A 14,581-nucleotide genomic window follows, 5' to 3' on the forward strand; every position below is an offset into this window, starting at 1 on the left:
TTGTGCGCCTTGTTTTAAGGCACTAAGTGTCTTGACACACCTTCGACAAGGGTGTTGGTAGATACTATTGGTAGAGACGTATTGTAATGACTGCCTATATCTGTAGGCATAAGAGTGCGTAGTACTGGCTCTGGCGAAGCTGCAGTTATCGTGATTTCTTGACCGTATAGAACTTTGATCGAATCAGCGATACGTCCAGCTAGCTGTAATACAGATAGCGAATTCCCTGTTGCATGGACAACTCTTACTCTATTGTTATAGAGAAGCATATCAACGGATCTAAAAAGAGTTTCTGCCATAGTCCAGTTACGCCTTTGCTGACCACTAGTGTTTAATTGGATGCTGCCGGACAACAAAGCTTGCCTGGTTAGATCAAATGGTGCAAGTGTCCAACGATTAAACGTGTTCCAGGAGGCCGGAGCAGCTAATAGATTACCAAGACGGAGGACTGAAGATAACTGGTTATCCAACAGATATTGTTCAGCCCTATGATGCAACATTCCATATGTGCTAACGGGTGAAGGCGTGGAAGATTCTTTAACTTGACCCTGATAAGGTCCAAAGACGTGCGCTGTTGAGATATAAATAAATTGAGCACTGAATGCTTGACTTAAGCCATAGAGTTGTTGTGTGGCATTGATTGTCAAAAGTTGTGCGTACTCAGGATCTAGTTTACAGATAACTTCATTTGCTGCTGCTGCGTGTATGATGAAATCAAGTTTCGAAAATAGACTCCTATCTGGCTTGAAGCTGGAAAGATCAGTTAAGTCAAGACGTACATCAGCGTCTAAGGCTTTACCTAAAGTGAAGATGCTATGCCCGTTAGAGCGAAGATAGGATAGTATAAGTTGGCCAACATATCCTGTATAGCCACTAAGCAAGATATTAAGCTGTTTCATTATGGGACGATAAAGAGTTTGTTCTGAGACAGGAATTCCTCAATATGAGGGAGTGTCTTGTCACGTTGACTTAATACAGGATTGGGAAAAGGCCAATCGAATCCAAATGACTCATATGCAACTCCAGTATCGTGTGTAGGTGAATAACACTTAGTAACATTATAAAGCAGGGTTGATTGCTCAACAATAGAGGCAAAGCCGTGACATACTCCTGGTGGGATAAGAATTGATTCTGAGTGAGTGGACATCTCGAAACTATAGTGATGCTTAAATGTTGGAGAGTCACATCTAAGGTCTAAAACAACATCAATCACCTGGCCAGCAATACAGGTCACAGTTTTATATTGAGCGTGCGGAGGGGTCTGCAAATGCATTCCTCGAACAACATTTGACTTTGAGGTAGTCACAAATTGTTCGGCCAATATGAATTGTTTAGAGAAGAAGCTTGGGTGAAACGTCTTCAAGAAGTAACCCCTTTCATCAACATAGGCTTGATGGTTATAAAGATAGCAATCAGGAAATACTTCGATCATTTCTTGGTCAAGCCTTTGTTATTCAGATTAGAGTATTGTAGGGACTGTTCCTCTAGCGAAGGCGCGTACTTATTTTCAATGAACGCGAGTACTGCCAAAAGAAAGTTAATTGCAAGCTCTATTGCTCTATATACCTTGATATACGGGGGGGCTTTAAAGTAGAAGTGGTCAATAAGGATATACTTTAACGGTCTCAATGCAAAATTCCTCACCACAACGCGAGAAGGAGAAGATGACTTGCAGGCAAGAGAGATCTCATGGGATATATATCTACCAAGCTTGCCATATTCCAAGCTTAAAGATTTAAGGTGCTGATGGTGAAGATAGATATTGCTTAGCCTGCCTTGGTCTAAAACAGATTTACTGTGCACCAAGGAATTATGAAATGTCTGTGGGCGATATACGGCGCCTCCTCTTCGACAGCCACGTGCCATTCCCTTAGATACATCGAGAAGGTAGCGTGAGTCTTGCTTATTAATTACTACATTAAAAAGGCACTCAAGTTTTATAACGCTGATTCCAGAGTTTTCTTCCATCAAGAGAGTATCAACCTGGCACATATCAGAAATATTGACGTATTCATCAATCATCATATAAAAACATCTGCCGCTTACCGAATGTTGATTGACGTAGGACACGTAGTGTCCCTCACCCACCAAGTCTATTCCTTCTCTACGATATATACTGCCATTTGCCTCCATAATCAGCTCGTATGATTGATCGTCACTACCTCCGTCTAGAAAGACTAAGTCAAAGCACGAGTAAAGACTCATGAATTGGGATAGCCTCTTCGCTTCGTTATATATAGGTACAACGATTTCTAGTTTTTGGCCGGATCGATTATCAACGATACAACGAAGAGACTGATCTGGAGGATTGAAGATCTCGCCAGAAATCTCGTACAAAGCCATGAAGAGAGTTTAAGGAGAGCTAGACATCAAGATCCCAGCTTATCATGATCATCTACAACAAGTTAGTGCGTTTTTGCTGCGCAGTCAGACGGAAAATATGATGAAGCTTTTTCCAGCTCTTTCAGCTCGCCTAGCGATGAGTGTTGGATTGTCTGTAAGTCCACTTTTAAAAGGCATTTTAGTTGGGATAGTCACCCCTATTGATCTGTTCTGCTATCTGCTTACCCCGAAGAATGCAGTCATCACTCCAGTAATACTTCCACTGGCCATATCTTCCTCCCAGAAATATTTCCGAAGTAAGTTTAGATTTAGAATTCTCTCGTCTTGTCCATTCGGTCATAGGATCAAGATCATCAGCTTGTCGCTCCAGTCCAAAATTCTCAAGATATGTCAGTATAGCTGAGAGACTTGCTCTCCGATAATGATCACAAATTATATTTGAATATGGAATATACTGCGTATGAACAGAGTGTATTTTTTTGATAAGCCCCATATCTTGGAGCTCCTTAACGACGCAATCACTTATTTCGCTGTGATCACGATTCAGTTGCCTATATTTTGACTCATATACTTCAACCTGAAACCCTCCGAGATTGTCGGGAGTATTGTGCTTAGACAAGAGGTGAGTTTGGGTAATACGCGTAGAGTATTTTTGTCGATCATATACATAAATCCAATGGTACGGAGAGGGAGTCTGAGTCTCTGCAAGAATGTTGACAAGCAGCATTGATGTACAAGATAGATTTCTTGCCTCCCTCAAGATACAATCGGGAACGTCATTTATTAGTGTTATAAATTTATCTAGGGGGATAGTATTTACCAGGTATTTATATTTGAGCTTCGTGCCTGCTTTAGTGGTTACTTCTTTGTTTTTTATATCTATACTTATGACTCTATCGTGGATGACGTTTGCATTTTTTCTCATGCCGGCAGTGAATGAATGGAATCCGCCTTCTGAAGGATATTCAACACTTTGAATATAGTTATTTTTACTTCTTAAACCTTTGCTATAACCAGCCTTCACAGCTTGAACATCAGGCTTTGATACTCTGTACCCAAGCCAGTCAACTGTTAAATTAGATGGTGGGCATGTCCAATACTTCTCAGTATAGGCTGCAGCAAAAGTAGTGGTGAATGTTTGACCGTAGCACGCGAGAAGCCAATCTTGATAATTAGGCCTTTCACTGGAGGATGAAGCCATGGATGATGCTTGAACTATCTCTTGGAGACACTGTTGTGCGAGTTGCTGCGGCATGCAATCGAGATTATATTGTGCAGGATGAGGTATCCATGTAGTTTGAAAGTAATTGCCAGATTCTGCTGTGTACTGCAAAGGGATTTCTCCGAGGCTGGTATTGAGCATTTGCCTAACGTATTCATTTTTAGTAAATGAGATATGAGGCCCTTCATCCCAATAAGCTCCATCCACCAAATGAGAATATGTGTGACCACCTAAATAATTCTTTTCTTCTATGATGGTGCTTCTTTCAGGCCCTAGGTGTTGCGCCACGCTCAACCCAGTTATGCCTCCTCCCAGTATCAGTACTTTGGTACTCACTGATTATATAGATAGTTTCGTTAGAAATCTAGCATACTCTGGAAACCGTATAGTTAAGAGCGGCTCAGGCTTGTCTTTTGTTTCGTGTGAAGACCAATGGTAATACAGGAGATGTAATGAAGCCATCTGTGCCCGTTTTATGGAACGGCAGCTTCTATATCTCATTATTTACTTACGGCTTCATCAAGTTAGTGCTCAGAATTATTCAATGTTAGGTGCTTCTCATGGACTCACATGGCTGAGAGAATAGTAACTAGTGCTTCTATCTATCCGCTTCTGGATGATTGGATACTGGCATACGTAATTTAAAAATCAATGGATTCGCAAGTAACACTACTCTTGCTTCTAACAGACAGAAGATTTTTGAAGTATCTGTTGTTGTCTTTAAGGTCATTATAGTTTCCTGTGCCGACGATGCGCCCTTGATCAATAACAACAATTCTATCAAAGTCTTTTACTGTGGATAGACGATGAGCGATCGCGATGATGGTTATCTCTTCTTCTAGATTATTTATGGCTGTTATGACTTCAACTTCTGTCTTATTATCCAAAGCGCTAGTTGCTTCATCAAGCACAACAAGACGAGCTTCTTTATAAAATGCTCTAGCCAGTCCAATACGCTGACGTTGACCACCACTTAATCGGAAACCTCTCTCGCCTACTAACGTGTTGTAACCGTCTTTAGAGCTCGTGATTAACGCATGAATTCTTGCTTTGATGCATGCATCTTGAACTTTCTGCATATCTATTTCGTCTTTTGATATTCCAAAAGCTACATTCTCCGCAAACGATGAATCAGTTAAATAAATAGTTTGAGGAACATAGGCGACGGCTTTTTGCCAATTATCAAGAAGTTTCTGATTCTTCTGGACATGTCCGGAGCTTTCGACAGCAATTGTGCCAGAAGTAGGCTGAAGCAAGCCCAGAGCCAAATCGGCAATCGTACTCTTTCCACTGCCAGTTTGACCGACTAAGGCAACTTTTTCGCCAGTCCTTACAGTGAGATTGAAGTTCTCAATTGTATATTCAGATGCATCCTGATATTTAAAGCTCACATCTCTAAAAGCAACCATTACATCACACTCGGCAGTAGTATAACGAGAGTACATCTTTTCCTGCAATAAGCTAGATGTATCCTGCTTCAAGAACGGTAGTATTTTCTGAATTGAGCTTCTATGTGCATGAATACTACTGATTCCAGCAAAGCAATTCTGTAGAGGTTGCAGTAATCTATATGCACCAAGGGCTAGTGCACCGGCTATGGGTATTTTCTCTGCTACATATTCATTCTTCGCCTGACCGAAACAAAAAGCCAGTCCGATTATTAGAATCAGCGTAAAGCCTTCAATTAGATACTTGGGGACTTGTGCGTTAATATTAATATCAGCATGAGCAAGCCTGTACTCCATGATATCTTCTTTATACTTAACCACAAAGATCTCGCCTGACTTGCCTAAGATAATATCTTTAATTCCACCCAGCGCCTCTTGGGCTATTTTAACACTGGCTTGATATGCTTGGGTCATTCGTAGTCCATTTTGTTTGAGCTTACCTCTAGTTTGCGTAAATATAAACCAATAGTATATTAGATAAACGGCTGAAGCCGCAATCATTACTGTTGGCGATAGATATAAGAGAGCCGCTGATATAGACACAACTACTGATCCATTTACAACAAGGAGCAATGTTTCTTGTATCGAGAGATTGGTAATATCGACGTCCTTTGTGAGGTATCCCAAGACAAGACTACTATTATTATTTAAGTGCCATGTCAGGGGTCTGTGAATCGCGGCTCTTAGAACTTTTTCTCCGAGGTCAGCTGCTATCTGAGCTGCCAGGCGTATTTGCAATCTTATACCCACTACTCTAAGTAGAGTACTTATAAGAATTGCAATAACGAAGAGCGCGCCTAAAACTGCTAGCTTTGACTGCCGTGAATAGGGAAGGAGGTCTAAAAACAGCAGCGATCTGCCTTCTGAGTCATTTGCTAATATTTCCAGGAACGGAAAAAGAATGTACATATTGCATATCTCTGAGACTGCGGATAAGATTCCTATAGCTTGCAAGAGTGCCAGCCTCTTCTTCCGCTGCAAAGAGAGAGAGTCCCAAATCCCTTTAATCAAATCTATGGACATATGATCGGCTGCTCTGCTATTCATGTGATTGAAGTGATATTAGGATAATTGATGGCTAGGGAGGCCGAATCCTCTAAGATTGTTCTTAATTATGTCTAGACATAAGCCTACTTGACTTTCCTTAGTCGTTCCATGAACATTGGCTGTGGATTAATAATTGCATCCATTGGGCTTCGTGAGCGACTTAAGGCATACCATAGCGGCTTCTGGAAACCTATGGGTAAATGAGCGTATCGGAACCGAAAGTGCATGCATCAATAATAGTATATATCTATTCCAGAAAACCTATGAATCGACCTCTGGGCTTTACCTAAAAAGAACATCTTTCTATTGTTACTCAAACCTTAAGCAACTTTTTCTGTTGCGACGTATCTTTCCCGGTTAGCTGGATGAGAATGGCTGTCGCTGTTTCTTCACAACGATGTTGACGACTTAAGTTATTTGCAGGAATCTACCCACAGAGTTTATTGGATTACTGCTTCCCGTCTGAAAGTAATTATTACAGACCTGAACTCACAAAGATCTATCAGCACTGAGATCCGCGATCGGCTTCAGTGGATTAGACTTATTACTGCCAGCAGATTAAACCCTGCTATGTCAATAGCCAACTGCTTGATTCGCTCTTTGTCGTCATTCCTGAATTTAGGGCTTCAAGACCTTCTAGGACTTCGTGGTCCTTAGGCAAACCCGCCAGCATGCCGTCGGTATTGGTGGATCTACGACACAGCAAACTCAACAGCCTCTCACTGATCACAGAGGTTGACAGATTCCAGAACAGCTGGATATTCGAATCGTATTTGCTCTTCATTCACTAGAGCGATATTGACTTGCAAGACGGACTGCTCACAACGCAAGTATCAAGAAGCTCAGTCCCCAATTCAGTCAGCTCGATGTAAGAAGCCACGTCGTGACACCCGGTGCGATGCCCCTGCCATAGAGCTCATCTCACAACAAAGCTTTCACCCTTGGCGGCGGGAGCTGCCAGCTCAAAAGTGAGTCCAGATCACCAACGTCACACGCGGGGGCAACATCTACCAGCGCACCTGCAACTTCAATCCGATGGGAAGAAACATCAGCTTCCACAACTTGTGACTAGAAGCATGCAGGATGGTTAACTGGCTCGACCGTTCTCTCGCTTTCAGACCATAGTGCTCAACGAAATTGGTGGTGTGTTTTTGACAATTTAACAATTAGCCCATTGGGTAGCCTGATTGGGACAGGTCTTTTAAAGCCCCTACCAGCTGGTTCCAATTGAGACGGCGACTACTCCAGAAGCCGCTGTGCTTCTCGGGATCATAATCTGACATACATGAAAAGTCGCTTCAGAAAACCTGTCAGAGCTGCCTGCATAGGCGCTGTCAGAGCTATTGCGGTCTGGACACTATTTTTGTGCAACTTCGCCCTGGAAGCCGCACCTGCCACAGAGCCGGGAGCTGCCAAGGAGACCGAGCACTCACGTGTCACCTACGACAGCTACATCCTCGGCCCCGGCGACAGCCTCCAGATCGAGCTGCTCGACATCCCCGAGCTAAGCGGCACCTTCTCGATCGGGCCCGACGGCACCATCTACCTACCCCGCCTGCGTGCCCTCTACGTCGAGGGGCTCACCGTTGAGGAGCTGCGCTACTTCCTCACCGAGCAGTTCAAGACCTACGTCAAAACCCCCCAAATCTTCGTCACCCCCGTTGGCTACAGAGCTGTGCGGGTCTACGTCGGAGGCGAGATCTCGAGGCCTGGCTATTACATGCTCTCCGGCGGACAGGTCATTGAGGATCAGCTGAATATCCGCGAAGGAACCAGCCCGAACGCGTTCCGAGCCCAAAGCAGCTCGCTCAAGGATTTTCAATCCGCACGTCTCCGCCTACTGCGCTCGGCACCCGACGACATCACCACGCTCCAAGGGATCAGCTCCACGCCCAACCGTTGGCCCACCTTGTTCGATGCCTTGCGCGCCGCCCAGGGCGTGACCCCCTATTCCGATCTCGCCGCGGTCAATGTCATTCGCAAGCAACCCATGAGCCAAGGAGGCGGAAAGGCGCAGGCTCAGGTGAACTTCCTCTCCCTCGTCACCGAGGGTGATGAAAGCGTCAACATCCGTCTCTTCGATGGTGATGTAGTCAAGGTTGGGCGCTCGGATGAGCTCTTGAGGGATCAGCTGCTGGCCGCCAGCCGCACCAACCTCTCTCCAGATTTCATTGAGGTGTTCGTGAGCGGCCGGGTCAAGGAGCCAGGACCTCAAAGCCTTCCCCAAGGCGCCACCCTCAACCAGGCCATCGCCGGTGCCGGTGGCACCAAGTTGCTGCGGGGAGGCATCGAGTTTCTGCGTTTTAACCCCGACGGCAAGACCGACCGTCGGCAATTCAGCTACAACCCCTCTGCCAAGTCAGGTGACTTCAAGAACCCAGTCCTGATGAGCGGTGACGTGGTTCGCGTCAACGACTCACTCCTCTCTGCAGGGGTCGAGGTCCTCAACGAGATCACGGGCCCAGCCGTGGGCATCTATTCGGTCTACAGCCTGTTCAAGCCGTGAGCCAAACACCCATCAACAACGTCAGCACTGACGATGAGATCGATCTGCGGCAACTGGCTGCCGCTCTGAAGCGGCGCTGGCCATGGATCGCAGCCGGCACCCTTGCCGGTGGTCTTGCAGCGAGTCTGCTCACGGTGATCTCCAAGCCGGTCTGGGAAGGCGAGTTCCAGATCGTGCTGTCGCAGAAGCAATCCGGAGCCGGCGGCACCCTGGCTTCACTGGCCGCAAGCAACCCCATGCTCGCCAACCTGGCTGGCCTTGGTGGAGCGGGCGGTGGCTCTGAACTGGAGACCGAGGTAAAGATCCTCGAGAGCCAATCGGTACTCCGGCCGGTCTTTGAGTTTGTCCGTACCGCCAAGGAGCGCAGTGGCCTCGACGTTTCGAAGCTGCGGTTTGCTGATTGGATCAAAGACTCGCTGAGCGTTGAGTTGGAGAAGGGCACCTCGGTGCTATCCATCGCCTATCGCGACACCGACAAAACGCTGGTGCTGCCTGTCATGCGCCAGATCTCCAAGGCCTATCAGCAGTACTCCGGGCGCGACCGCTCCGAATCGATCAGCAACGGTCTGATCTACGCCAAAGAACAGGTCGCACAGTTCCGTCAGCAAGCAGCCGCGTCCAACCGGGCTTTGGATGCTTTCTCGATTCGCTACGGCATCTCTTCAAAAGGTGGTGCAGTGAGCAGTGCAGGAATCGACGTCGGGAAATTATTGGGATCTTTCAAGCCTGATGCCAATAACGCGGGGGCTCTCCTCAATCTCTCTGGATCGAGTAGAGCAGGATCAACCGGATTGAATGCTCAAGGTGATCCTCTAAGCCAGCTTGCAGCGGTTAATCAAGAACTCATTCGACGCAAGAAGCAGTTCACAGACCGCGATCCTGGTGTGCAGGCCCTGATCCGCGAACGTGACGCCCTGCGGCGTTACGTCGAGATGACGGCCGGCGGCAGCCTTGCCCTACCGGGACAGCAACCCGCCAACAAGGAACAGGCCCAAGAACTGATCCTCAAATTCCAGGAACTTGAGCGCACGGCCAAACGAGATGTGGCCACCCTCGACTCACTGGAGAGCACACTCCTGTCGCTGCAACTCGAGCAGGCCCGCTCCACCAAACCCTGGGAGCTGATTTCTAAACCCACACTCCTCGATAAGCCCGTCTCTCCCCGTCCAGCACGCAACCTTGCCCTCGGCCTGTTGACTGGCTTGGTGGCAGGCAGTGGGGCCGCTCTGGTGGTCGATCGCCGCAGTGGTCGCATCTTCAGCAAGGACGAGCTCCTTGCTGGACTTCCCACACCCCTATTGGCTGACCTGCCCATCGAGCAACCCACCAGCTGGCAGGACAGCTTGCACTTGCTTGCCCGTCACGGCCTTCAGGGATCAAGCCTGGCTGTATTGCCCCTGGGTGATGTGAGCCGGCCGCACTGCAACGGGCTGATTGAAGGCCTGAAGAAAGCTGGACTCAACAAGGTGGAGCTCTGCCGCACGCCTCTGGAAGCTGAGGGTTTTGATCAGCAGCTCCTTCTGGCCTGCGCAGGTTCATGCAAGCGGCAGGGGCTCAACAAGTTGCTGCAAGAGCTCAGGCTGCAGCAGAAAACCCCATTGGGCTTGATCTGGCTGGAGAGCAGCGCCAGCAATGGCTAAACGTTCAATGCGGCAAGGGCTGGTGAGGCTGCTCGCACTCACCAGTGGTTATCCCCTGCTTGGAGCCCAAGCCCAAAGCGTCTGGGAGCCGCTCAGCCTGCCTCAATCTGAGCAACTGCGCTGGCAGCCCTTACCTGACCCGCCGCGCACGGCTGGAGTGCAATGGAAACGGTTGCCCCTAGCCACTGAAGAGTCATCCAGCATCGTCTGGCAGCCACTGGAGGAAGACAAAGACACGCTTATTGCCACGCCGCAGAAGCGACCGCAATCCATAGCGGAAGCGGAACGCCTGCTGGATTCGATTGAGCCATCTCCAGACGACTACTACCCGCTGTTGCGCCTAGGGCCTGCTGTTCCAACAGCCAACCAAGTTGATGAGTTGCAGGGTGCTCAGCTGAGTTTCTTCCAGATGGCACCCATGGCTGGAGGCGGCGATGCAGGCGGTACGGGCAACCAGAACTATGTGGGCCGGATCGATCTTGGTGTTAACGACAAGCTGCAAGTCAGCGGCTTCTACTCAGAGGCGGATGACCCGCTGTTCTCCGCCGTCAAGATCAACGGACAGCTCGCGAACCCCTCCAACTTCTGGCAGAGCTACGGCGGCGGGGCTCAAGTCGAGCTCGTTTCTGCGAGAACCTGGAAGCTGGCGGTAGGGGGCTCGCTGGAGGGCTGGAACGTTGGCAGCGGTGGTGCTCTGGGAGCGGGACAGGTCTCCCAGTTCGGCAGTCCAAACATCTTCAACGACTCCGGTCAACGGGTTTACACGAGCAACGTCGTCGGCTCATTGGCCTTCCCGCTCAGCTGGCAGGCCAGCAAAACCGTTGAACTCACCTTCACCCCCGGTGCCAGTTTCCTGCCCGCGACGCAAGGTGCTGGTCAGGGAGGAGCCGGCCAGTTCTACGGGACAAACATCACCGTGGCCGCAGGCGCCGCCTGGAAGCCCTCGAGCCAAGTCACGCTGTTCGGTTCGGGCTTGTTGCCGTTGGGGCCTGGCAGCAACAGCTTCAACAGCAACCTTGAGTTCCAAAAAGTCCCGATCCTGACGGGCGGACTCAATTACGCCCTCAATCCTCGAATCGGCCTGGAGGCCGCCCTCACGAACGGTTTCGGAGGCACCCCCGCCACCGCGGTCCTGGCCCTGCCCTCAGCCAACCAGCTGATGTACACGGCTCGAATGGTCTGGAACCCCCAGGCCGCCGACACCCCACAGCTGAACTTCACCAACCGCTCCCGCAGCCTCACTCTTGGAGGCGTCAGTGTAAATACCGCCCTGGTGCCTCCAGCGAGCGTGATCAACGTCTGGGCGAACGCTGATGACAAAGGCAACCTGTTCGGCCAGGTGGGCTGGAGCGCTTCGAACGATTTCCAATTCATCCTGTTTGACGCCGGTGCCTTCCAGCAGGTGAGCCCGATCACCCCGCTGGTGAGCACCTACGCCAACAACGGCGGCTTCAACCAACGCTTCGGCGGGAAGGCGGTCTTCCTGCAGCAGTTGCGGGGAGCACCACTGACCGCCTCCGGCGCGATCACCCTGGGCCGTAACTACGACGCCTCTAGCTTCCAGGGCTACCTCTTTGCAGAAACGATTGGCACCTGGGAGGCGAACGAGCACCTGGCCTTCAACCTCAACCCCAAACTTGCCTGGAGCGGTGTCGATACCCCCTTCGGCATTGGCGTCAGCGCCAACTTGCAGCTAGGCGGGAGCTTCCAGCTGATCCCTGAGGTCAACGCCGTCGCAACGGATGTGGGCTCCAGTAACGGAACCCTCTCGCTGCGCTGGCTGCCGCGGCCGACGACAGCCGTCGACATCTACGTCAGCAACGCCGCCGGTGTGTACGACATGGGCCAACTGCTGAAAAACGACTCCGCCCGCGTCGGTGCCAAGTTCACGATTCAGCTCTAGCCCGCAGTTCGCATTGGGCCAGCAGCTGTTCAATCGCCTCCAGAATCTCGTTGCGCTCGGCAGGCAACGGGAAGGGCCCTTCTTCATAGCGGGCCTCGACCGCATAGACCTGCAACTCCAGCAGCACCGCATTGCACTCCAGGCCTGATAACTCCGCCAGGGTTGTGAGGTCATGCACCCGCGGTGGCTGACCATTGCGGATCACGATCCAGGCCTTCAGCAACTTCTCGACGGCCTGCTGCGCCGTGAAACCCCAGTCCTCAGCGGGATAGGCCTCATCCAGCCCAAGACGCAGCACCTGCAGATGCCGGCGCACGATCGCGAACAGCAGCAGCGCGTCTTCAAGGGGCGACATAGAGCACCCTCCCCTCGCGGGCCACATCGCCCATCACATGCCACCGGGACTGGCTGAGCCGCTTGGCGTCGCCGCTGCCCTGCACCACCAGATCACAACCCACCGGCACCGAACCCAGTGCAGCGCGGCATTGCTTCCAGAATTGCAACTTGGCCTGTGGCGTCAGCTGGGGCTCTTTGGCAATCACCGCCAAATCCAGATCGGAGTCCGCGTGCGGATCGCCACGGCCGCGGGAGCCAAAGAGCACCAGCGCCTGCAAATCCGGTAAAGCGCAGAGACGCTGGAGTGCGATGGGCAGCTCAAAGCCTTCAAGTCCAGGCCCGAGGTCAACCCCGTCCAGCTCCAACGGCTGTGCCACGAGCCAAGGGATCGTTGGAGGGGCGAAAGTACCCATGCGCCAACGCTAACGGCTTTCCCCCATGGCCACCTCTTCCCAACTAGCGCTCGGCGTCGCCGTCCTTCTGACCAGTGGCCAGGCAATCGCCAAGCCCATCCTGCGGGGAAGCCAGGGCGACTATGTCGTCACTGAGTTCGTTGGCACCACACCGCAACGGGCCTGGGCAGTGCTGACCAATTTCAACAGTCAAGCGGAGTGGGCCCCGGACATCAGCCAAACCAAGGTGCTCAAGCGCAGCGGCACCAACTTTGAGCTGCAGCAGACCTACCGCGCTGGCTACACCTTCGGCTTACCAATCAAGGCTCGTCTCAGCGTGCAAGAGACCCCGCCCAAGGGCTTCAGTTACAGGCTGATCCAGGGAGACCGTCTGAACACCCTGCAAGGCAGCTGGTCGATTCAACCCGTCGCTGGAGGCGTTCAACTGAAGCACCAAATGCAGGTGGATCCCCAGGTGCCCGGCCCGCTGCGCCCTTTTTATTACGAGCAGCAGGAGCAAAACCTGCGGCAGTGGATGACAATCCTCAAACGCCGCATGGAGGCCAACTGACTGTCCTCATCACCGGCGCAGCAGGGTTCATTGGTGCGGCCACCGCGCTGCGGTTGCTCGAGCGAGGAGAAGAGGTCATCGGGCTCGACAACCTCAATAGCTATTACGACCCAGCTCTCAAGATGGCCCGGCTAGCCCGGATTGAGAGAGCAGGAGGGCAATGGCAGTTCGTGCAGCGCAATCTTGAGGATCAATCCGCGATCGCGGCATTGTTCGCGGACTGCAAACCCAAAGCCGTAGTGCACTTGGCGGCCCAGGCGGGCGTGCGTTACTCGATTGAGAACCCCGCGGCCTACATCCAGAGCAACCTCGATGGCTTTGGAAACGTGCTCGAGGGCTGCCGCCACCAGGGCGTGAAGCACCTGGTTTATGCCTCGAGCAGCTCGGTCTATGGAGGCAACCGCCAGATGCCGTTTTCAGAGCAGCACGCGGTCAACCACCCGGTGAGCCTCTATGCAGCCACCAAGAAGGCCAATGAACTGATGGCCCACACCTACAGCCATCTCTATGGGCTGCCGGCGACCGGCCTGCGCTTTTTCACGGTCTATGGCCCCTGGGGCCGGCCCGACATGGCGCCAATCCTGTTTGCCAAGGCGATCCTCTCGGGCCGACCGATCAAGGTCTTCAACCAGGGCCAAATGCAGCGGGATTTCACCTACATCGACGACATCGTCGAAGGGGTCATCCGCTGCCTCGATAAACCCGCCACAGCTGATCCCAACTTCGATCCACTCAATCCAAATCCCGCCACCGCAGCGGTGCCGCATCGGCTGTTCAACATCGGTAACTCGCAGCCAACACCGCTCCTGCGCTTCATCAAAGTGCTGGAGAAAGCCCTGGGGAAAGAGGCCAACAAAGACTTCCAGCCAATGCAGCCTGGCGATGTCGTCGCTACCGCCGCCGACACCTCTGCGTTGGAGGCCTGGGTTGGCTTCCAGCCCGACACATCGCTAGACATCGGCCTAGAGCATTTTGCCCAGTGGGCAAAGGACTACCCGGAGTTAATTGGGCTGAAATAGAAAAAGAGGCGAACGAAACAGATGCCACCCAGCGAGAACTTGATCCCTGAGTCAGAGCGATGGCTGCATGAGCCTAAGGCCGCTTCACGGCTAGATCGCGCTATCGCGGCAATGAATCAGCCACCAAAGGAAGCCGATCTAGATGGGCTCGAAG

The 14,581-nt window shown here is 51.3% G+C and carries 12 protein-coding genes; 5 read left to right on the forward strand and 7 right to left on the reverse strand.

Going from position 1 to position 14,581, the window contains the following annotated elements:
- Positions 1-14 precede the first annotated feature (14 nt).
- The 5 genes from ACLM42_RS10885 to ACLM42_RS10905 form a co-directional block, all read right to left on the reverse strand.
- A complete protein-coding gene (locus ACLM42_RS10885; protein ID WP_415399073.1) occupies positions 15-899 on the reverse strand; it encodes an NAD-dependent epimerase/dehydratase family protein in 885 nt (294 codons plus the stop codon).
- Positions 899-1,432 (reverse strand): dTDP-4-dehydrorhamnose 3,5-epimerase family protein, encoded by a 534-nt coding sequence (locus ACLM42_RS10890; RefSeq protein ID WP_415399074.1) that lies wholly within the window; start codon positions 1,430-1,432, stop codon positions 899-901. The genes ACLM42_RS10885 and ACLM42_RS10890 overlap by 1 nt, the downstream gene beginning before the upstream one ends.
- Positions 1,429-2,343, reverse strand: a complete 915-nt coding sequence (locus tag ACLM42_RS10895; RefSeq protein WP_415399075.1) for a hypothetical protein — start codon at positions 2,341-2,343, stop codon at positions 1,429-1,431. Before ACLM42_RS10895 ends, ACLM42_RS10890 begins: the two co-directional genes overlap by 4 nt.
- A gap of 178 nt (positions 2,344-2,521) precedes the next feature.
- Positions 2,522-3,853 carry a protoporphyrinogen/coproporphyrinogen oxidase gene (locus ACLM42_RS10900; protein ID WP_415399076.1) on the reverse strand — a complete coding sequence of 444 codons (1,332 nt, stop codon included), beginning with the start codon at positions 3,851-3,853 and terminating at the stop codon, positions 2,522-2,524.
- A gap of 353 nt (positions 3,854-4,206) precedes the next feature.
- Positions 4,207-6,060 carry an ABC transporter ATP-binding protein gene (locus ACLM42_RS10905; RefSeq protein ID WP_415399077.1) on the reverse strand — a complete coding sequence of 618 codons (1,854 nt, stop codon included), beginning with the start codon at positions 6,058-6,060 and terminating at the stop codon, positions 4,207-4,209.
- Between the two features lie 1,363 nt (positions 6,061-7,423).
- Between ACLM42_RS10905 and ACLM42_RS10910 the strand changes: the two genes are divergently transcribed.
- From ACLM42_RS10910 to ACLM42_RS10920, 3 genes are read left to right on the forward strand one after another with little or no spacing between them, the layout of a single operon-like run.
- Entirely contained in the window at positions 7,424-8,566 is a 1,143-nt protein-coding gene (locus ACLM42_RS10910) for a polysaccharide biosynthesis/export family protein (protein ID WP_415399078.1), read from the forward strand.
- The gene (locus tag ACLM42_RS10915; protein ID WP_415399079.1) at positions 8,563-10,206 is read left to right on the forward strand and encodes a GumC family protein; all 1,644 of its coding nucleotides are present in this window, start codon (positions 8,563-8,565) and stop codon (positions 10,204-10,206) included. The genes ACLM42_RS10910 and ACLM42_RS10915 overlap by 4 nt, the downstream gene beginning before the upstream one ends.
- A gap of 22 nt (positions 10,207-10,228) precedes the next feature.
- Positions 10,229-12,109 (forward strand): hypothetical protein, encoded by a 1,881-nt coding sequence (locus ACLM42_RS10920; RefSeq protein WP_415399080.1) that lies wholly within the window; start codon positions 10,229-10,231, stop codon positions 12,107-12,109.
- On the opposite strand, the gene ACLM42_RS10925 is transcribed toward ACLM42_RS10920, so the two are convergent.
- Together ACLM42_RS10925 and ACLM42_RS10930 are read right to left on the reverse strand one after the other, a co-directional pair.
- Positions 12,093-12,464 carry a HEPN domain-containing protein gene (locus tag ACLM42_RS10925; RefSeq protein ID WP_415399081.1) on the reverse strand — a complete coding sequence of 124 codons (372 nt, stop codon included), beginning with the start codon at positions 12,462-12,464 and terminating at the stop codon, positions 12,093-12,095. The two genes, ACLM42_RS10920 and ACLM42_RS10925, sit on opposite strands and share 17 nt — an antisense overlap.
- Complete coding sequence (locus ACLM42_RS10930) at positions 12,451-12,858, reverse strand: nucleotidyltransferase family protein (protein WP_415399082.1); 408 nt, start codon at positions 12,856-12,858, stop codon at positions 12,451-12,453. Before ACLM42_RS10930 ends, ACLM42_RS10925 begins: the two co-directional genes overlap by 14 nt.
- Positions 12,859-12,883: 25 nt before the next feature.
- On the opposite strand from ACLM42_RS10930, the gene ACLM42_RS10935 reads away from it, so the two are divergent.
- Together ACLM42_RS10935 and ACLM42_RS10940 are read left to right on the forward strand one after the other, a co-directional pair.
- Positions 12,884-13,408 carry an SRPBCC family protein gene (locus ACLM42_RS10935; RefSeq protein WP_415399083.1) on the forward strand — a complete coding sequence of 175 codons (525 nt, stop codon included), beginning with the start codon at positions 12,884-12,886 and terminating at the stop codon, positions 13,406-13,408.
- Positions 13,369-14,427 (forward strand): NAD-dependent epimerase, encoded by a 1,059-nt coding sequence (locus ACLM42_RS10940; protein WP_415399084.1) that lies wholly within the window; start codon positions 13,369-13,371, stop codon positions 14,425-14,427. Before ACLM42_RS10935 ends, ACLM42_RS10940 begins: the two co-directional genes overlap by 40 nt.
- The last annotated feature ends 154 nt before the right edge of the window (positions 14,428-14,581 follow it).

The organism is Synechococcus sp. W4D4 (assembly GCF_047716805.1).
Lineage (GTDB): Bacteria > Cyanobacteriota > Cyanobacteriia > PCC-6307 > Cyanobiaceae > Vulcanococcus.